General features: G+C 43.8%; 16 protein-coding genes and 1 pseudogene. 12 read left to right on the top strand and 5 right to left on the bottom strand.

The window, feature by feature from the left end:
- Positions 1 to 41: 41 nt before the first annotated feature.
- The gene (locus tag LOZ80_RS10910) at positions 42 to 929 is read left to right on the top strand and encodes a LysR family transcriptional regulator (RefSeq protein WP_238171452.1); all 888 of its coding nucleotides are present in this window, start codon (positions 42 to 44) and stop codon (positions 927 to 929) included.
- A gap of 57 nt (positions 930 to 986) precedes the next feature.
- On the opposite strand, the gene LOZ80_RS10915 is transcribed toward LOZ80_RS10910, so the two are convergent.
- Genes LOZ80_RS10915 through LOZ80_RS10925 form a run of 3 tightly spaced genes read right to left on the bottom strand, consistent with a single transcriptional unit; the run spans position 987 to position 4,470 of the window.
- Positions 987 to 2,072, bottom strand: a complete 1,086-nt coding sequence (locus LOZ80_RS10915) for a Ger(x)C family spore germination protein (RefSeq protein ID WP_238171453.1) — start codon at positions 2,070 to 2,072, stop codon at positions 987 to 989.
- Complete coding sequence (locus LOZ80_RS10920; protein ID WP_238171454.1) at positions 2,069 to 3,130, bottom strand: GerAB/ArcD/ProY family transporter; 1,062 nt, start codon at positions 3,128 to 3,130, stop codon at positions 2,069 to 2,071. Before LOZ80_RS10920 ends, LOZ80_RS10915 begins: the two co-directional genes overlap by 4 nt.
- Complete coding sequence (locus LOZ80_RS10925; protein WP_238171455.1) at positions 3,127 to 4,470, bottom strand: spore germination protein; 1,344 nt, start codon at positions 4,468 to 4,470, stop codon at positions 3,127 to 3,129. The genes LOZ80_RS10920 and LOZ80_RS10925 overlap by 4 nt, the downstream gene beginning before the upstream one ends.
- A 183-nt stretch (positions 4,471 to 4,653) precedes the next feature.
- On the opposite strand from LOZ80_RS10925, the gene LOZ80_RS10930 reads away from it, so the two are divergent.
- A complete protein-coding gene (locus LOZ80_RS10930; RefSeq protein WP_238171456.1) occupies positions 4,654 to 5,040 on the top strand; it encodes a VOC family protein in 387 nt (128 codons plus the stop codon).
- A gap of 97 nt (positions 5,041 to 5,137) precedes the next feature.
- Here the strand turns inward: LOZ80_RS10930 and LOZ80_RS10935 are convergent, their stop codons facing one another.
- The gene (locus LOZ80_RS10935; RefSeq protein ID WP_238171457.1) at positions 5,138 to 5,722 is read right to left on the bottom strand and encodes a TetR/AcrR family transcriptional regulator; all 585 of its coding nucleotides are present in this window, start codon (positions 5,720 to 5,722) and stop codon (positions 5,138 to 5,140) included.
- Between the two features lie 224 nt (positions 5,723 to 5,946).
- Here LOZ80_RS10935 and LOZ80_RS10940 point away from each other — a divergent pair, with 224 nt between their 5' ends.
- Positions 5,947 to 7,437, top strand: a complete 1,491-nt coding sequence (locus LOZ80_RS10940) for a DHA2 family efflux MFS transporter permease subunit (protein ID WP_238171458.1) — start codon at positions 5,947 to 5,949, stop codon at positions 7,435 to 7,437.
- Between the two features lie 101 nt (positions 7,438 to 7,538).
- Positions 7,539 to 7,732: pseudogene (locus LOZ80_RS39460) on the top strand (transposase zinc-binding domain-containing protein); the annotation flags it as partial.
- A gap of 536 nt (positions 7,733 to 8,268) precedes the next feature.
- On the opposite strand, the gene LOZ80_RS10945 reads toward LOZ80_RS39460, so the two are convergent.
- A complete protein-coding gene (locus LOZ80_RS10945; RefSeq protein ID WP_238171459.1) occupies positions 8,269 to 8,943 on the bottom strand; it encodes a helix-turn-helix domain-containing protein in 675 nt (224 codons plus the stop codon).
- Between the two features lie 219 nt (positions 8,944 to 9,162).
- Between LOZ80_RS10945 and LOZ80_RS10950 the strand changes: the two genes are divergently transcribed.
- From LOZ80_RS10950 to LOZ80_RS10985, 8 genes are all read left to right on the top strand, one after another.
- Positions 9,163 to 10,701, top strand: coding sequence for an FAD-dependent monooxygenase (locus LOZ80_RS10950; protein WP_238171460.1), 1,539 nt, complete (start codon positions 9,163 to 9,165; stop codon positions 10,699 to 10,701).
- A gap of 519 nt (positions 10,702 to 11,220) precedes the next feature.
- Positions 11,221 to 12,000: a DUF817 domain-containing protein gene (locus tag LOZ80_RS10955; RefSeq protein ID WP_238171461.1), complete on the top strand. Its 780-nt coding sequence runs from the start codon at positions 11,221 to 11,223 to the stop codon at positions 11,998 to 12,000.
- 117 nt (positions 12,001 to 12,117) lie between these two features.
- The gene (locus LOZ80_RS10960) at positions 12,118 to 12,741 is read left to right on the top strand and encodes an FMN-binding negative transcriptional regulator (RefSeq protein ID WP_283214753.1); all 624 of its coding nucleotides are present in this window, start codon (positions 12,118 to 12,120) and stop codon (positions 12,739 to 12,741) included.
- A gap of 206 nt (positions 12,742 to 12,947) precedes the next feature.
- Entirely contained in the window at positions 12,948 to 13,895 is a 948-nt protein-coding gene (locus LOZ80_RS10965) for an ABC transporter permease (protein ID WP_238171462.1), read from the top strand.
- Positions 13,896 to 13,907: 12 nt separating this feature from the next.
- The gene (locus LOZ80_RS10970; RefSeq protein WP_238171463.1) at positions 13,908 to 14,777 is read left to right on the top strand and encodes a carbohydrate ABC transporter permease; all 870 of its coding nucleotides are present in this window, start codon (positions 13,908 to 13,910) and stop codon (positions 14,775 to 14,777) included.
- A gap of 71 nt (positions 14,778 to 14,848) precedes the next feature.
- The gene (locus tag LOZ80_RS10975; protein WP_238171464.1) at positions 14,849 to 16,435 is read left to right on the top strand and encodes an extracellular solute-binding protein; all 1,587 of its coding nucleotides are present in this window, start codon (positions 14,849 to 14,851) and stop codon (positions 16,433 to 16,435) included.
- An 89-nt stretch (positions 16,436 to 16,524) separates the two neighbouring features.
- Positions 16,525 to 18,264, top strand: a complete 1,740-nt coding sequence (locus LOZ80_RS10980; protein WP_238171465.1) for a sensor histidine kinase — start codon at positions 16,525 to 16,527, stop codon at positions 18,262 to 18,264.
- The gene (locus LOZ80_RS10985; RefSeq protein WP_238171466.1) at positions 18,261 to 19,886 is read left to right on the top strand and encodes a response regulator transcription factor; all 1,626 of its coding nucleotides are present in this window, start codon (positions 18,261 to 18,263) and stop codon (positions 19,884 to 19,886) included. The genes LOZ80_RS10980 and LOZ80_RS10985 overlap by 4 nt, the downstream gene beginning before the upstream one ends.
- The last annotated feature ends 72 nt before the right edge of the window (positions 19,887 to 19,958 follow it).

Raw genomic sequence — 19,958 nt, forward strand, 5'->3', positions numbered from 1 at the left:
TATGATCTCATTGACTAGGAGGAATGAAAGGAGGGTGAGAAGTGGAGCTTCTTCAATTGCAATATTTTCTCGCGGTAGCTCGATTGGAACATGTGACAGATGCCGCTCGTAGTCTGCACGTCACTCAATCGTCACTAAGTAAAACGATTCAACGCCTGGAGGAGGATCTTGGAGTCCCGTTATTCGATCGAACAGGAAGGAAGCTGCGATTGAATGCTTTCGGAAGCAGGTTCTTGCACCGTGCGGAACGGGCATTATTTGAATTGGAACAGGGGAAGCAGGAGCTTAGCGATTTGTCCAGCCCCCAACATGGGACCATTGAATTGGCAGTGACCAATGCAAGCACGCTGCCCAATATCCTTCGAATATTTCAGAAAAAGCATCCCCAAATCCAGTTTCATGTGCAAATGCTGACCACACAAGAAATGATTACGCTTCTTCACCGGGGAGAGGTAGATTTCGGTTTGTCCTCACCCCCTACGAATGAGGATGAAATTGAATGTCAAATCGTGTTTGCCGACCCCATCCTTGTAGCTGTTCCATTGGGGCATCGGCTGGCAGACCGAAGCCGCATATCTTTATCAGAACTTAAGGACGAAAGATTTGTCGGCGTCAAAAGAGGCTATCTTACTCGCGATTTAGTAGACTCTGTATGCAGTTCGGCTGGATTTGTGCCTAGATATGTGTATGAGGGAAATGAGCCAACGAGGTTAAGTGCTCTCGTGGAAGCCGGAATTGGGATTGCTTTCATACCAAGCACGGCAGTGAATTCACGGGAACAGATCCATTATCTCCAAGTAGAGAATCATGAATTGGTCCGGGAGATTGCTTTATTAAGCAACAGGAGTCGATACCTCTCACGCGCTGCACTGGAATTCCGTGAGGTTGTTGTAGACTATTTCGAGGCGATCTCCCAAGAGACAAGCTAATTCAACAATAAACAAGCTGACACGGGTAGACGGCGCCAGCTTGTTTACATAACATTTTTATGAAACTGGTTTCTTGATTTTATTCGGAGACTTAAGATACAGACTATTCAGTATGGTAACCTCTACGGTAATGTCATATTCCATATTCAGATACCAGTGCTGCTTCCAAGTTTTAATCTGCTCTTCGTTCATCTTTTTTCGAAAGAGTTGTCCTATGCCAAGAGCGTCTGCTCGATCATTTTTAAGCTGATTTAGTAATTTGTTGGCTCTTTTTTCAATGGTTTCTTTGAGCTTCGTTGCAATCTGCTCCTCGGATTCTTCATTTTTATTCTCCAAAATTTCTACTTTCAATTTAATGCGACTCTTTATTTGAGGTCCTGTTGCCAGCCATTTGATGTCATGTTTGATAGTTGCCTTTTTAATCTTAACACTGCTTTGGTCGGCAACCTCAATGGTACCACCAGTATATTTTTCCTGAAATATGTTGTAAAGAAGAACCTCGTCAGAAGAAATTTCATCTACCATTTTATCCACACGGATGATGGCTGATCCTTCAAATTGGTACAGCGTGTCCGTTCCTTTAATGAGAATAGGGATGGACATGTCTTGCGTATAAGACTTTATATCCCGGTATGCTTCCCATAAGCGAATGATTGTCGATTCGGGTGTCCAGCCAGCCTGCTCACTGAAAAAATCATAAGAAGAAAGCTCTGGGTTCGCAGTTATTTGGTGATGGATCACTTCATCGAAATTTCCTCTAACAATCGCCAGCAATCCTTTAATGGAGATATCGTTGGCCTGCACCGCGTAATCGATGATATCAGCAAGACTTTCTTTTGCCGTTTTCTCACAGACAAGAAACAGTCGAATATGTAGAAGGTCGATACCTTTTTCCGATTTTGTCCGAATGTTGTCAATCGCATTGGTGATTGTCGCGGAGCTGCTCTCCATATATTGAGAGCCTTTTTTTTCAGGACTTGGTATTTGCAAGATAATTCGGTAATCCTGATTTTTCTCCTTGCATATTCCCATAACAACAGGCATGAGTCGCTTATTAATATCTTTCGTGTCCCAACAGCCAGTAAGGAGTGCACTTAAGGTACATAGCAGAAGTATAACCGATACGAATGAGCGACGGATCAAGCAGGATTCCTCCTATACCTCAGACTCATGAGAATGACGGCAAGCGGTATACCAATGATACTGTAGAAGCAGAGGTAGGTACGCACGAGTGTAAATTTCTCCAACGTATCAATGTTATCCAAATAACAGCTGAAGATGTAGGATAATACACCAACGATGAGGACTGCGATCCCCCTTTTCTTTTTCAAAAACAGCTTTTCCATCAACGTTGCCATCATCCAGAAAGTCACTGCCGTTTCTATCATAGAGATGGCGATCATCGCAATAACAAAAAAAGTCGGGAGCCAATCAAATACAACCCACTCACTGTCAACCGTATCTGATGTCAACACATTCGGATAACGAAAATAGATAATCGATTCCTGACCGAAAATGAGCATCGGCACATAAACAGAGGATAACGCAAAAATAAAAAGTATGCCTAAAATAGGAATGACATAGCGCATAGGCAACTTGTGTCTCAGCTTAACCATTCCTAAGAATAAGAAACCGGCATGCGCAAAAAAGGCAGAATAAAACATCGGCCTCTTGAAGAAACTCAAGTGCGTATTATAGAGTGGAAAGATGTTATCGAAATCGAAATTACTCATCGCGCTTATCAATGAGAATACAACCAAAGGCAGCACACAGATGAATAACAAAATCCCCCCTCTTGAAATCGCTCCGTAGCCTTTCCATGCAATGTAGAGGGGAATGACATAGAGAAATAAAATGAAATACGTTGGGGTATTAGGCAGCAGAAGGATGCTGACCGATTCCATCTCATAGCTGTGGGTAATGTTGGAATTCAAGAATAAAAAGGCCAACAATGGAATAAGCAGAAGGCGAGCCATCCAATTCCCCGCTACCATTTTACATATATCCACGATATCTTTACCGGGAAAAGCAGAGAGCCCCTTCGCATATACCCAAACACAACACAATTCTATAAGAAAACCAACAATAATAGGTTCCCAATGCCCTGTGGATGTCGCTTCAATCATTTTGACCGGATAGATATAAAAATACAGCGAGAGATGAACGATGACAAACATGGTTAATAAGGCTCTATTGCTCATTTGGATTTTCCTCTTCTAGTGGAGAGGCTCAAATAAGGGACCTCAAACGTTGTAATCGTCCCAAGGTAAAAACAAAACAAGGCGATGGACGACATAAGTCCGAGTATGCCATACAATGCACAAAACATGATTACGACATACTTGTACAACCGAATGGAGACAGTGTTCATATACGTGCCCATCGTAAAATGCGCGATCGTCGAGCCGGCCACGACAATAATAAGAAAGTAACTGACTAACCGGGCTGAAACGACAGCTTGTCCCAGAATAATACCTCCGACCATCGTAATGGTTGGGCCAATACTTTTGGGAAGACGAATACTTGCTTCGATAACCATTTCAATGATAAACAGCATCATCAATAATTCAACAAGAACAGGATAGGGAACTCCCTCCCTGGAGTTTGTGATCGATACAGCCAACTGGATACGCAAAAGTTCAGGGTTGACTGAATTGAGAACCACATATAACCCTGGCATCGTAATGGCGATGATTAAACTCGCGATACGAATTATCCTGTATAAATACATATACAGCGTTGGTTGATCTTTATCCGTTTTCACATCCCAAAAGTCCGATATAATCGAGGGGAATGAAAGTGAGAATGGAAAATGATCCAAGAAGATGACCACGCGGCCGTCCATCAAATTGTGTTTGGTTGTGGAAGGAAGCTCGGAAGTTAGATAAGTAGGAACAAGACTGTAACTGGGCTGTTTAAGAGCTTTCATCAGTCCTTGCACATCAGAAATATCCATGCTGTCGTTTTCATTCAAACAGTTATGGATGAGTTGAACGACATTCGGATCGGCTTGTCCTTCCATATAGAGGACAGCCACTTCGCGAGGGAGCTCTGCTCCAAGGGTGTACGTCTGGACGTGTAAATCTTTGACCCGCATTTTTCTGCGAATGAGACTAATATTTGCATACATGTCTTCCGTAAAGGCATCTAATGATGTCTGAATCGGATTCTCCGTTTGAGCTTCCACAATACTACGACTGCTATTGATCGAAGAGGGCTCAATCACGATATTCTCGTAACCATCTTGAGGGAAAATAATCAGCATGCCTTGTAAGATGGAATTCACGAGTTCGGTTAAGGGAACATTCACCCTAGTCGAAGGGGATAGGGCGATCTGATCGATCAGGTTATCTTTCACATCCAAGTGTGCCAATCTAGCTACTAGTGTGTCATAAGAATCTTCATAATGAACGAGTGTCCCCAAATAGCAGACTTGGACCTGGACCTGATAAATATAGGCTTCCTTATTAATAAAATCAGAATTACGCTCAAATACTTGATCAATATAGGTTAGTTTTGCTTCCCTTGTCGAGGTGTTCATCTCTCATCTCGCCTTTTGCATGTAATTTCAGTTGGACTTAATATCCGCCATTTATGTTTCAATTACTCTTTATTTGCAAAAATAGTCAATATACTAATTTGAACAACTTACCCTTGAACAAACGAAAAACGATGGGTATAGTAAGAGTGTGAAATAAAACTAACCAAGAGAGGATGTTTATTCATGGCAAAACTTACACCCTATATTATCTCTGAGGACGCCAGGGCTCAAGCAGCGTTCTACATCAGCTCTCTCGGCGGAGAAATTGTGTCGGTTATGACACATGGCCAAATGGGGGAAACCTCGGAAGCAATTAAAGACAAGGTCATGCACATGTGCATAGCTGTCGCGGGATGTAACCTGTTTATGAGTGATTTCGATGGACATACTCACGGGAATGGGATAAGTTTGAATCTTGAATTCGCTTCGGAAGGCGAAGGCCGCGATGCTTACAATAAGCTATCGGATGGCGGTAATGTGCTATTTCCATTCGGACAAGCACCTTGGGGCGGATTTTTCGGACAGTTCGTGGATAAGTTTGGTGTATCCTGGATGTTTACGGCTTCCTAGTTTAATCAATAGACCTGATTTTTGTTCTCAACAAGCTCAAAGAGGCTGTCTCAAAAGGTTATAAACCTTGGAGAAGCCTCTTTGAGCTGTCTTGCTTTTATTTTGCTTCTTTTTGAGGGAGATGGAGCAATTCTGAAAGCTGTGCAGCCAAATAAATAGGCGTATAGGGTAAATCATTGCGAAGCCAGAATACTATCGTACCAATAATGGCGGAGGAGCCGTACCAGATTGCAATATCTTTTTGAACTTTCAATGTTGAGGATTCCTCTAGCTTGTTCATTCGAGTGGTAATAAATTCAGCGAACAGCTTCATGAGTCGTTCCGTAAATACGGGTATGCGTTTGGAAGCGAGCAGAACCTTATAATATTTCGAATTTTCTGCGATATGCTCAAGAATTTTGATGATCATTTGCATGTTAGAATCGGGATGGTTAGGAAATTCCTTCAAGATGGCGTGGATTTCATTAATCATATCATCAGCAAATCTATCGATCATATCTGGAATATCTCGATAATGAAGATAGAAAGTGACACGATTGATCGTTGCTCGTTCCGAGATGCGATTCACGGTTATTTTCTCAAGCTCAAGCTCGTAAAGCAATTCAATAAAGGCATCTCGAATCAATTGGCGTGTGCGAAGTACACGCGGGTCTACTCGGTGTGCTTTTGATGACACGAGCATTCACTTCCATTCTCCTCAAGGGTATTATGCGACAAATTCAGCGAGAGTTGTGGATTATGTATTAGTTAGACGACAGATCCTTTGGAAGTGTCATTTAATATACATTTATAAAAAAGCTGTTGCTTGTGAACGGTAAGATAGATGACTATAATACTATTTACATCAATTAATTATACTACACAATGTAAATTAGTTTGAAATTGAATTTGAAAGGAATCAGTGAAATGAGTAAAATTGCAGCATTTGACAGTAGTTCCATTAAGAAAGGACCCTTGTTGTTTGTAATGATTTTGGGGGCGTTCATTGCCGTTCTGAATCAGACGATTATGAGTGTTGCCTTACCGAAGCTCATGGTTGAATTTGATATTGCCGCTTCGACAGGTCAATGGCTGACCACGGGTTATATGCTGGTTAACGGTGTCTTAATTCCAGTCACAGCGTTCCTGATGCAACGCTTTACGACGCGGGAGCTGTTCCAGGCTTCCATGATTATTTTCCTCATTGGTACTATTGTTTCAGCCGTGGCACCTGGCTTTGAATTATTATTGGTTGGCCGTCTGATTCAAGCGGCTGGAGCTGGTATTATCATGCCGCTTCTCATGAATGTCATCTTGACGATCTATCCGCCAGATAAGCGGGGCGCAGCTATGGGAATGGTTGGGTTGGCGATCATTTTTGCCCCTGCTGTTGGACCTGCTATAGCTGGTTATATTTTGGAGCATTATTCATGGCGTACCCTTTTTTATGGCATCATTCCATTTGTTGTCATCGTAATTGTAGTTGCTTCTATCTATCTGAAAAATGTCGCAGAACGCACCTATCCCAAAATTGATGCGTGGGGTGCTGTTCTCTCGACAATCGGATTCGGTTTCCTTCTTTACGGTTTCAGTAGCGCTGGCGGTAAAGGCTGGTCGAGTGCTGAAGTTATCCTATCTATCATTGTAGGTGTTGTCGCTTTAATATTGTTTACATGGCGTCAACTGGTTATTAAAGACCCACTCTTAGATCTTAGAGCGTTCAAATACAACATGTTTACCCTGACAACACTGATCAACATTGCGGTTACAATGGTTATGTATGCGGATATGATGCTGCTTCCATTATATTTGCAAAATGCCCGCGGATATACGGCGCTGGAATCAGGTATTCTTATGCTACCTGGAGCCCTGCTCATGGGACTCATGATGCCAGTGGCTGGTAAGTTGTTCGATAAGTTCGGAGCAAAATGGTTGTCCGTTGTCGGAATGGTCATTACCATCGTAACCACTCTTGGATTTATCAATTTGACGGATGCTACCAGTTACACGTATTTAGTTCTCATGTCCACAGGACGACGCTTTGGGATGGCTCTCTTCTTAATGCCAATCACGACGGCGGGCCTCAATCAATTGCCTTCAAGACTGAATGCGCATGGGACAGCAATCTCTAATACCATTAAGCAAGTAGCGGGTGGTGTAGGAACCGCACTACTGATCACGGTTATGACGACAAGAACCAAATCTCATTTGGTAGAGATGATGACAGCAAGCAAAACAGCGACTGCGACCAAGGAACTTATCAAAGAAGCATCAATTCAAGGGATCAATGATTCTTATCTTGTCATTATTGGCATTGGTGTTGTTGGCTTGCTGCTTTCCTTCTTTATTAAGCGTGTAGGTCAGGCCGAAGAAGAACCGGAATTCAAAACAGCACCGAAACCCGTTAATGCGACTTAGAAATAACAGAAGGTATGCGGAAAGGGCTTCTCCTTGAAAAGGGAGAGGCTCTTTCTTAAATTACACGCCAGAAAGTATAAGTTTTTGCGTGGATATAGAGTATGAAACAGGACATCCGACACCGAATTTTCTTTGATGAGAATCGGCACAGGGAAGCCTTTAAAAGCAAGCATGGCAAAAAGATATGTCCCGTAGTGCTGAAAGAAATCCAAAAGTTTCGAGATTGTGGGTACCGAAAAAGGGGATTAAGTTGCTCGCATGTGAAGGGTGCCGCGATCTTAAGGCGGTGCCCTTTTCGGTGCAAGAATGAGATGAGACGAGATGCGATGAGATGCGAAGAGATGAGAAGAGATGCGACGAGATGCGATGAGAACAAGGTAGCTGTGAACGTACTTATGTGTTCGAATGGCTGCTGGTTTGGAGGTATAAACAAGCTATTTGACAGAATGAGATCCGCTAGCTTAGCTTTCGCGCGGAGTTAAGAGAACGTTAAGCCGCGTTACTAGCAAAATGTGTCAGGATAGCGAGTTTGAGGGAACTACAGTACGCTATCATTCTGAAAACAGCCATATTCCACGCCAGAGGGAACTACGATCCGCTATGTCACCATTTCTCCGTCGGAATCAGCAGGTTCCGCTGAAATAGCGGACCTCAGTTCCCTTTCAGGCTACGTTTTCCCTAGTTCTCGCCATATAGAGGAACATAGTTCCTTTTCACACGACGTTCACTGTCATGGCAAAGCCCAAAGGGAACTAGGATCCGCTATGTTGTTAATAAGCGCTATGAAGACGCTCATCTCTTGTGGCGGCAAATCCGCTTCTCTTATTGCTATCATCCGTAATCCTCATATTCTGTAAAAAAAACATCGTTAAGAATCGCTTTTGCTTTCTTTAAGCTGCGGGAATCCAACTTATCGAGCATCGCGATGACTTCGTTCATTTCTTCAGCAACCGTTACAGAAGGAAGGAGCTTGTCAGTGTCTTGCACAGTGCTTGACTCCGAATGAATCCATGATGCCTGCAAAGTTTCGTGAAGGGTTGTGATGAGAAATTGCAATTCATCTTCGTTGTACCGTTGCAAGAATTTATTGACCCCAAGATCAATTTGCTGATGCAAGGCTAGATGCAAACGATAAATTTCCTTGCCAAGTGATGTGGTACGAAACAGAATTTCCTTTTTGTTATCGGGAAGGTATTCAATAAAGATGATTTGTTTGTCCAGCAGTTTCCTCGTGATTTTAGAGACATTCCCTTTGGAAAAGCCGAATTGCTTGGAGATTGTTATACCGTTAACGGGCTCAAGCTTACCAATTGCATCCAGCACATGCAGCATCATAACAGTCAATTCTTTCATCAACTCAGCAATAGCAGGAGTAGGGCTATTCTGGACTAGCCACTGTTTCTCTTCGTCATCTTCCGCCTGGAATTTATGTTGTAATCCATTCACAGTTTTCAATACTTCTTTGATTAAGCGGTCTTTCTTTTGTTTTTCCGCATGGTTGATCATGGATATCTCCTCCTATCGTTTATCTAATTCCAGTATAGCAAGAGGAGGTCCTCAAATAAAGTTTCTTGGAAACCATATTGACAAAGAAAATGGGATTGTTCTATTATTGTTTCAAAGGAAACTTTAAGTTTCTTGGGAAATTAAATTACTGGGTTGAGCTGCTCGAGAAAAAGGGAGTAGCCAATCAATTGTGCAACAAGAACAAGGGGGATGATCCAATTGACAGAACATATCGACATTGACGTACTCGTGGCCGGTGCGGGTCCGACGGGTTCTACGCTGGCGGCGGACCTGCTGCGGCGCGGCCTTCGCGTCCGAGTGGTTGACAAGGCGCCGCACGCCTTTAAGGGTTCTCGTGCGAAGGGAGTCCAGCCGCGCACCCAGGAGGTCTTCGAAGACCTCGGCGTACTGGGCGAGGCTCTTGCAGAGGGCGGCCCTTACCCGCTCGCGGGCTTCCATCTTGGACCGTTCATAGTGCCGTGGCGGATGCAGCAGCAGAACAGACCGACCTTGAGCGTGCCGTATCCGAACATTGTAATGCTGCCTCAACACCGTACCGACGCCATCTTGCACCGCCTGCTCGACCGACTCGGGCTGCGCATCGAGTTCGGCATGGCGGTGGAGGGTTTCGAACAAGATACTGATGGCGTGATGACGACACTCTCATCCGGAGAGAAGGTCCGCAGCCGGTATCTGGTCGGGGCCGACGGAGGCTCGAGCGCTGTCCGCAAGGCTTCGGGTATTCGGTTTGTCGGAGAGACCAACGATTCCGACCGAATGCTCATCATCGACGGGTCGATCGACGGTCTTTCACGCAAGCGGTGGCACATATGGCCACGCACGCACGGCAAAACGGTCGGAGCCTGCCCGCTGCCCCACACCGACCAGTTCCAGGTCATGATTCGGCTGACGCCGGGCGAGACGCCTGATCTGGACGAAGCCAATCTGGCTTCCCAGTTCCGCACGCTCACTGGTTTCCGGCTCCGCGACATCATCTGGACCTCGGTGTTCCGGCCCAACGTCCGGCTTGCCGAGCACTACCGGGTGGGCAACGTCTTCCTGGCGGGGGATGCCGCCCACGTCCACACGCCTGCCGGCGGGCAGGGCCTCAACACCGGTGTGCAAGACGCCTACAACCTCGGCTGGAAACTCGGCCAGGTCATCGCAGGCGCACCCGATAGCCTCCTCGACAGCTACGAGGCCGAACGGCAACCGATTGCCGCGCGGGTCCTCGGCAAGTCGAGCGAGCTTTACGCCAGTCTCAGCAAGCACCGTATCTCCGGCCTTAAGCGCGGAGACGAGGAGCGACAGCTTAAACTTTCGTACCACGGCGGGTTACTCGCTCCCGCAGATGCGCCATCGACCAAGACCCTGCATGTGGGCGACCGCGCACCTGATGCGCCGTGCACCGGGCCCAGCGGGGAACGACGTTTGTTCGATGTGTATCAGGGGCCACACTTCACGCTGCTGGCTTTCGGTGACACCGCCGTTGCGATACTCCCCAAGCTGAGCTGGCCGACTGGCGGCGCAGAACTGCACCGATACGCTGTCGGTACCAAGGACAGCGTCGAGCACGCTTGCCTCAATGACAGCACTGGCAGTCTGATCAGCATTTACGGTATAACCGGCGACACGTTGGTCCTGATTCGCCCAGACGGTTACATCGGAAGCATCATCACTACCGACTGGCTGGGAGCTTTCGACAATGTGGCTAGGAGCTTAACCCCGCAAAAATCCAGAGCTGCCCATTCGATTTAGGGATGATGATTTAAGGGGTTCTCCCTTTTTAGCTGACGTCCACCACAGGCTTCTTTGCTTTGGGGGGGCGGACTTGAGTGGCATCTAAAGAACTGTAGGATGCTTATAGACGAGAAAATGGCTACTTTGGAGATGTAATGAACTGGATTGGCGTTACCCGGTACTTAATTGCCCGATTTGGTATCATTTTCTTGCATTAGTGCATCTAGAATTCATTAGATTTTCAGAATGAGCGATTTTGGCCGAATAAAGAATATGGAGTTCGTTAGGGAGCCTGGTTTTCCTCAAGGTTCATTGACTGTGTGAATTAGCACGCAAGCATAGTTTTTCTTGTGTTGGAAGGAGAGGCTGAGTTGCTGTAACGTGCTGGGGAATCTAGGTGGGACGAGAACAGATACCGAAAACAAGAAATAATAAACGAAAAAGCTTCTCTTTTTCATTAGACAGTTTGCCTTTATTCTTGAGCTAGCAGTTTACCAGTATTCTTGAGCTAACTGAGTATGGAAGGAGAAAGCTTCATTGAAATCAATCATTCAACTAGTACATTTTGGCTATCATCAGTCGATGAGCTGTATATTCCCTGTTGCGATCTTTGGAACTTTAGCCCTCTCTAATGTAATAGCGGTACCTTTCCTTCATCGTTATGATGCTATTCTACTTATATTGCTTGGCGTGCAATACTTCATGTACCGCAGCGGATTAGAGACAGTTGATGAAATCAAAGTGATCTGTGTATTTCACTTCATTGGATTGATGTTGGAAATATATAAGGTAGGGATGGGATCATGGTCTTATCCTGAGCCAGGGTATACGAAGTTGTTCGGTGTCCCGCTCTATAGCGGATTTATGTATGCAAGTGTAGCAAGCTTCATGTGTCAGGTGTGGCGGAGACTGCGGATGGACATGACTGGCTGGCCTGGTCTTAAGTCTTCAGCTTTATTGGGCGGTGCGATCTATTTCAACTTTTTTACCCATCATTTTATTCCTGATTTTCGTTGGTGGTTGACGGCACTTGTCTTTATTATCTTCCGGAAAACACAGATCATCTACCGGGTAAGAACGATCACGTATCGTATGCCTTTAACGATCTCTTTTATTATTGTAGGTTTCTTTATTTGGTTAGCAGAAAATATCGCAACATTTTTTGATGCGTGGAAATATCCTGATCAACACCAAACTTGGCATTTAGTTAGTTTCAGCAAAATCAGCTCATGGTTCCTTCTGGTGATTATTAGCGTTATCCTTGTTGCCCAACTTAAAAAGGTTAAAGCTAATCGGACAAGGAGCGATTCCTTCTAGATAGAGTTTAGCTAATTGGTACAATAAAAATAGTTAGAATCGGTACTTCATTGAATTCAGCGCTATGGTTATGATGTTAAATAGCCAATATGTGAATTTGATAGGAGGAAAGCATCCTTGTATATTCCGTCCCATTTTGAAATGACAGATGTAACTACCGCTTGCAACATGATGAGAGAAAATAGCTTCGCAACTTTGTTTTCTCAACATGCTGGTGCGCCATACGCGACTCATTTACCATTGATTTTAGATAAAGAAATCAAGTACTTATACGGACATTTTGCTCGTCTAAATCCTCAATGGAAAGATATTGATAAACAAGTTGTATTGGCAGTATTTCATGGTCCTCATTGTTACATCTCACCTTCATGGTATGAGACCAATAAAGCCGTTCCGACTTGGAACTACGTCACCGTTCATGTTTATGGCGAAATAGAACTCATAGAGGATGAGAATGAACTCATGAATTGCCTGCATGACATGGTAGTAAAGTATGAAGCGCCTAATAGCTCATATAGCTTGCAGCATTTAGACAAAGAGTTTCTGAGCGGGTTAAACAAAGGCGTTCAAGGATTTAAATTGAAGATCAACAAGATCGAAGGGAAAGCAAAGTTAAGTCAGAATCACTCCTTACATCGGCAAGAACTAGTTATTCAGCAACTGGAGCAAATTCCCAAAACGGATGAACGTAAAATTTCTTCTTTAATGAAAGGAAATTTGAAAGATAATAAAGAGGTATAAGTTAACTCGCGACTTCGAGTAAAACGGACAAAGTGAAGCACCTAGATAAGGTGACGGTCACTCAGTCCGTTTTTTTCATGTCTATTACATTGAAATAATCCAAGGCACGAGTAACTTAATATCTTATAAGAAATTCTCGAAATTACAGAAATTTATCCGATTGGGCGATGTTATTATACAAATATAAATAAAGACGAGGTGATGAAATGCAAGCGAAATTGGCAGCCGACGCCATTCCCTTCCCCAAAAAGCGGAACTCATGGATAAGGACGATACAAAAGTATAAAGTGATGTATGCTCTTTTATTACCGGCATTAATTTACTTTGCTGTATTCAAATACATTCCAATGGCGGGAATCATTATTGCTTTTAAAAACTACAATCTGGCTTTGGGACTATGGGACAGCCCATGGGTGGGATTGAAAAATTTCAAAGATTTTATTAATGGCGTTTATTTCTGGGACATCATGAGGAATACGATTCTTATATCGCTGTATAAGCTATTGTTCGGTTTCTCCGCTCCTATCATACTTGCTCTGCTGCTGAATGAAGTTTATACGCAATGGTTCAAGAAAATTGTACAAACGATCACTTATTTACCTCATTTTCTGTCATGGGTTATCGTTTATGGACTGATGGTGGCCTTACTAGCCCCCGGTGATGGCCTGTTTAATATGATTTTGAAGGAAAATGGTATGGGGCCCATCTCGTTTCTGACGGAACCTGCTTGGGGCAGACTGCTGGTCATCTTATCTGAAATATGGAAGGATATTGGATGGGGAGCGATATTGTACCTTGCCGCATTAGCGGGAATCGATCCAAGCCAATATGAAGCGGCACGAATTGATGGCGCTTCCAAGTTGAGACAGCTATGGCATGTCACCTTACCCGGCATTCGAGGGGTCATTATTCTCATGTTGATCCTTAAGTTGAGTCACATTTTGGACGCAGGTTTTGATCAAATATTCATGTTTGCCAACAGCTTTAATCAGGAGAAGATCGATATTATCGACACATGGGTATATCGTGAAGGGTTGGAGCGACTGAAGATTGGCTTGGCTACTGCAGTGGGATTATTTAAAGCTGTCATCGGATTTATATTGGTTCTGGCTGCGAACAAGCTCGCCAAAAAATTCGATGGGCAAATTTGGTGAGGTGGTTTTCGTATGATTAATCTGACTATCGGGGAAAAAGTATGGCAAGCAGCCGTTTATATGATTCTTATTGTGCTATCCCTACTTTGTTTGCTTCCCTTCCTATATGTGGTTGCTGTATCCGTGACGCCAGAATCGGAAGTGTTGAGAAGAGGAATTGTTATTATACCAGAATCCTTTACTTTTACAGCCTATAAAGAAGTATTCATCTCTCATGGTATAGGGCAGGCGTATAAAATTACGTTGTTTCGAACGATTGTAGGCACAGCGCTTAATGTGTTTTTTACAATCATAGCAGCTTATCCATTATCCAAGAAATATTTACCTGGCCGCAAACCAATTTTACTATTCATTGTGTTTACTATGATGTTTAGCGGAGGGTTAATTCCGTCGTATTTGTTAATTCGCTCTCTGGGATTGCTAGACAGTCCGTGGGTATTGATTATACCGCAGCTCATTAGTGCATTTAATCTAGTGATCATTAAAGGCTTTTTCGAGCAATTGCCTGCTGAAATCGAGGAATCGGCGAGGGTAGACGGCGCAAGTGAACTTCAGTCGTTATGGCGGATCATATTACCGCTTTCCTTGCCCGTTCTTGCCACCGTTTCCTTATTTTATGCCGTGGGGCATTGGAACAGTTATTTCGATGCGATTGTTTATTTGAATGACTCGAACTTGATGCCGCTTCAAGTCGTTTTGCGCAACATTCTGCTTAACGTCGCTACACAAAACGCTGATTCGCTTGCCAATTCCGGAACGGTTAGCCAGTTCGCTGTGCAAATGGCAGCTGTGGTCGTGACGACGGTTCCGATATTAATCGTTTATCCTTTTATGCAGAAACATTTTACAAAGGGTGTACTTATGGGATCGATTAAGGGTTAAAAGGTAATTTCTACCTAGGTTGTTACGGGGACACCGTGATAATATATATACAAGCAAAAGGAGAGGTCAATATGCAACGTAAACAGATTTCACTTACCGTTCTGGCAACTATCGTAGGACTGGGAACGCTATTGTCAGGATGTGGAGACCAAGAAAAAGTGAAGCCGGCAGCTTCAAGCAGCCCTCAATCCGAGGCTAACAAGTTTGCGAACAAAATGAAAATCACGATGTTTAACCAAGGTACTTTCAACGCTGCTGCTCCGATACCTCCACGGGAAGAAGATATTCAACGTCAAATGTTGGAAAAGGCAGTGAACATCGATCTGGATATGATGATTCCTCAAGCGGGGCAAGCAACAACCAAACTGAACACGCTCATAGCAGGCGGGGATATTCCAGATTTGCTCTTCTTGAAAAGTCGTTCCGATCTAGCGCAGTATTACGACCAAGGTGTCCTTGCGGATCTGACTCCGTACTTGGACCAATTTCCTGAATTAAAGAAGCGTTTCGCTAATGACTCTTGGGAAGCGATGTCCTATCAAGGAAAAACGATAGGTGTTCCAGGTTATGATAATGTGAACGGTATCAGCCGAAGCTTCTTCATCCGCAACGATTGGCTCAAAAAGTTGAATTTGAACGTACCGACAACTCCTGACGAGTTGTTCGAAGTGATGAAAGCCTTTACGGAGAAAGACCCGGACGGAAACGGCAAAAACGATACGTACGGATTCATCGGCGGTATGAATAAAGAAGGCAATTTGCAAACTTACGGCTTCGATAGCTTGATGTGGATGTTCGGCGTCAATCCTCCCTCAGCCATTGATGTAAAAGACAATAAACCGGTTTACCTGTTTATCGATCCGAAAATGAAGGAAGCGCTCGCTTACATCAATAAAATGATGACAGCCAAAGTTGTGGACCCTGACTGGGTGACGATGAATACGCCCGATTTGTTGGATCAAAAGTTATTCAAAGGAAAAGTGGGTTTCATGATCAGAGATGCCCGCAGACTAGAACCGGACTATCAGCAGAAAATGAAAGAAATTGGCGGAGAGGTGCCGGAGTGGATCGTCATTCCTCCAATGAAAGGGCCTTACGGCGATCAAATCGTAGAGAGAAAATCATTCCAAGGCAATTCATGGGCTATTTCCAAGAAAGCGGACAAGGAGAAAATTATTCGAATCTTGTCTATGCTGGAATATCTCTTTACGGACAAAGATGCCTATCCGAATTTCGCATACGGGATCAAAGGGATTCATTGGGATATCGTGGATGGCAAGGTTAAAAATAAAAACTCTGAATTATCGAAGGAAATGAAAGAGAAGTACCTATGGGTCGATCATTATAGAATGCCGCGTCGTGGCGATGATGCTGAGTACTTCAGCTTCCAGAACCCGAAGACGGCAGAAGCGTTCACCAACAACCAGAAATATGTGGGGCTTACTTTACCCGGAAATTTATTGACAGCAGACCCAAGTGATACTTTGGCAGCAGATCGCACACGGTTCATTAATGAAAGCTTAGTTAAATTCATGACAGGCAAAGACCCTCTGACCAACTGGGATAATTTCCTCAAAACGTTGGATACCAAGTTTGACATGGCGAAATATAAGGAAACAGCAATCAAGCAATTTAAAGAAGCAGGCCTAATCAAGTAAATAAACGAAGAGAGTGGCGATAAATAGCCCCTCTCTTTGTTGTACTATGCTATTCTTAGGTTAATCCAGATTTAAAAGGAAGATGACCGATGCGAAGAAGAATCAGCTTGCCCTTAAAACTATTTTTTATCGTGTTTGCGTTTGTATTAAGCTGCATCATCTTGATAAGCCAATTGTCCTATCGCTATGTCCAGAAGGAAATTAGGACCAATGACATGTATTACACAAAACAAATACTGGATAAAGTCGACCAGTATTTGGCGGTTAATTTTTCCTCTTTCCAGACGATCCTGTTCTCAGTCGAAACATCGGTGAAAGCAAATATTACGAATACGGAAGTGATTCAAAAGCAATTAAGAGAACTGTATGAGCTCAATAGTAATTACGTCAGTGACATTTACTTGATCAAAAGCGATTTATCCATTCTAGGCGGAAGTATGCCCACGCGAATTTTCGATGAACCTTTGGCAGACCGAAAACCTTTGTTTGATGCAGCCGACAAGAACAAAAGGACTACATTTGTCAGTGATCCTTATAAATCCAAGTATTCCGGCTGGACCGTTACGATGGTTCGCTATCTGAACGGGTCTCCGTCTCCGATGGCCATCGCGGTAGATTTGGACCTCAATGCTATTGAAGAAACCTTATTCAAGATTAATAAACAAGAGCAAATGAATCTGGCTCTGATCACCCTATCTGGCAAAATTATTGCCGGATTTTCAGAAAATAGAGGGCCTCTGAATATTCAAGATCATACATTTGCAATCGGGGAAACGTCGGCGAGAGAAATTCTAGATACTACGGGAACTAGCCTTCAACTGCATACTAAGGATGGCATGCCTGTCTCTATTCTGAAGAAACAGACGGAGAAATTCAATTGGTCCATCATCTCGATCAACGATGAATCTCGCTTAGAAGCTGCGTTGTCCAGATTGGAAACCTATTATATCGGGCTTCTAGTCGCAGGTCTTCTTTTAAGTCTGTTCATTTCCTTTTTTATTGCCAAATATATAAGAAATCCGCTCTATGCGCTCAAAACAAAAATGAAGCGGGTGGAGCAAGGCGATCTGACAACGACAATGACGATAAACCGAAACGATGAATTCGGCGATCTTTCCCGAGCTTCCGACCGTATGCTTCAGCAAATTGTGGAACTGATTCGGCGAGCGGAGCTTCATAACGAACTTGAGCGAAAGCTGGAAATCCAAGTGCTGCAATCGCAAATAAATCCTCATTTTCTGTATAATACGCTTGGCTCTATCAGCAATGTCATACGTCTTGGACAAATAGAGAAAGTAGATGTTGTGATCGGATCTCTCATTTCATTATTGGAATACGGGATAGCCGACGCTTCGGAGAAAGTTTCACTGCGTCAGGAATTGCAAAATGTATCGGACTATATCGCGATCCAAAACATCCGTTATAACAGGCACTTTGACTTGATTGAGAATATCGAAGAGGGGTTAATGGATTTCCCCGTATTCCGGATGCTGCTCCAGCCCATTGTGGAGAATAGCATCTTCCATGGCTATAACGGAGGGGGAATCGAAGGTTCGATTACTATTCATGCCTACAGGGAGGGCGATATCGTCATGATTGAAGTCGTTGATCAAGGCGAAGGAATTCCAGCGGATCGAATAACGTATATCCTAGATTCTGAACCGAGTGATATATCGGTAAAAAGGAAAAGAATCGGGCTGAACAATATTCATGGTCGAATAAGGCTTCACTATGGCGAACAATTCGGGCTCCAAATCATAAGCATACCGCATGAAATCACCCGTGTTCGCGCAATATTCCCGGCAGGTATGTTTAAAGGAGATGCATGATGGCGAGAGAGTACACCTGCTTCATCGTTGATGATGAAGACCTAATCATCCAAAGATTGGAACTGTTTTTTAGCGAGCTTTCCGAGAAGGAAAGACGGTTCCATTTGGTGGGCAAAGCGAATAACGGGTTGAAGGGGATCGAGGAGATTCTACGGCTTAAACCGGATATCGTCATCTCTGATATCGTCATGCCTAAGATGGATGGAATCTCCATGATCGAGCAGTTAAAGCCGGAGCTACCCAACACCCAATACATTCTACTGACCGCCTATTCGTCATTTGAATACGCGCAGCGAGCTATCCATGCCAACGTTTTGGAGTACATCGTTAAGGTTCCTTTGCGGGAAGCGGATTTGAATCGGGCTTTGGATAAGGCAGCCGGAATTTGGGATGAGATTAAGAAAAAAGAAGAGGAATTTCAATCTCTGAACGTATCCGTTCTTGAAAATAAATATAGAGTCCGCAAGCAATTTTTTAACGAGCTGATCCGAGGAGAAATCCCGTCACATCGGGCATCCGATTTCGCCAATCGGATGCAGTTTCATTTCTTTCAAGCCAATTATTGCTGCTTTATTGTTGAAATGAATCTGTATGAGAGTTTCCGCCATGAATATTCAGCGGTTGACCAAAACATCTTGAAGTATGCGATTACGAATGTAATCGAAGAAACGGTGATGAATTGCGGCAGGGGGGTAGCTGTGGATCTATCCGATAATCGTTTTATTGGCTTTCTTTCCTGGGAGAATAGTCGCAGTGATATGGATACGGAGTACGCTTGCCAGACACTCGGGAGTCAGATCGTGTCCCATTTGCAGCAATATTTGAATCAAAGGGTATCGGTAGCTTTTGGCGGTCCGCACCGAGGTTGGGAAGCCATCAAACAAGCTTACACGGAAGCTCAACATGTGAGCGAGGATTTCTATTATCATACAGAGAAAGCAGTGAAGACACCCGCGCATCGGTTGCATTACAGCAATGACAAAAAGGAGGAATTCCAGCAGAAACTGGCTGATTTACTAGCTTGGCTGCAAAGAAAGGTTTCCAAGGAAGAGCTGGAGAAAGAATTTACTGCTTTAAACCAATTTGTTTCAGATCATAAAATCCATAAGTCTATTATGGCACCTATGCTTCGAGACTTGTACAGAGCCATTGCGGCGAAATTTAAATCGGGGAACATGTTGACCACAGATGTGGCAGAGTTTCCAATCGAGTTCATGTCATTTTGGGAACAGCTTGCGTATATTGGCGATTTCACATTCGAATATGTACACGCAGGCCAACTCATACATCGGGCAGAAATCATGAGTGCCATGCGATTTATCGAGAAAAATCTGAAGCAGCGTTTAACGTTGGAGGCTATTGCCGAGGAAGTGAATTTAGCACCGTCGTATTTCAGCAGTCTATTCAAAAAGACAATGAACGAAGGCGTTATCAGTTACATCAATCGTAAAAAAATTCAATTGGCTCTTGAGCTGTTAAACGTTCAGGATTATTCTTTATTGGAATTGTGCGAGGAAGTAGGGATTGTTAACGAAGGTTATTTTTGTAAATTATTTAAAGAATATACAGGTGATACGCCCAAGCAATACCGGATAAAAATGACGCGCTATGAAACCAAATAAGGTTGCAAAAAAATGTGTGAGTTTTTCTCGAAATCCTGTAAAAAATCGGGCATCAAAAGGACTACCATGATA

The sequence above is a fragment of the Paenibacillus sp. HWE-109 genome, from assembly GCF_022163125.1.
Classification (GTDB): domain Bacteria; phylum Bacillota; class Bacilli; order Paenibacillales; family NBRC-103111; genus Paenibacillus_E.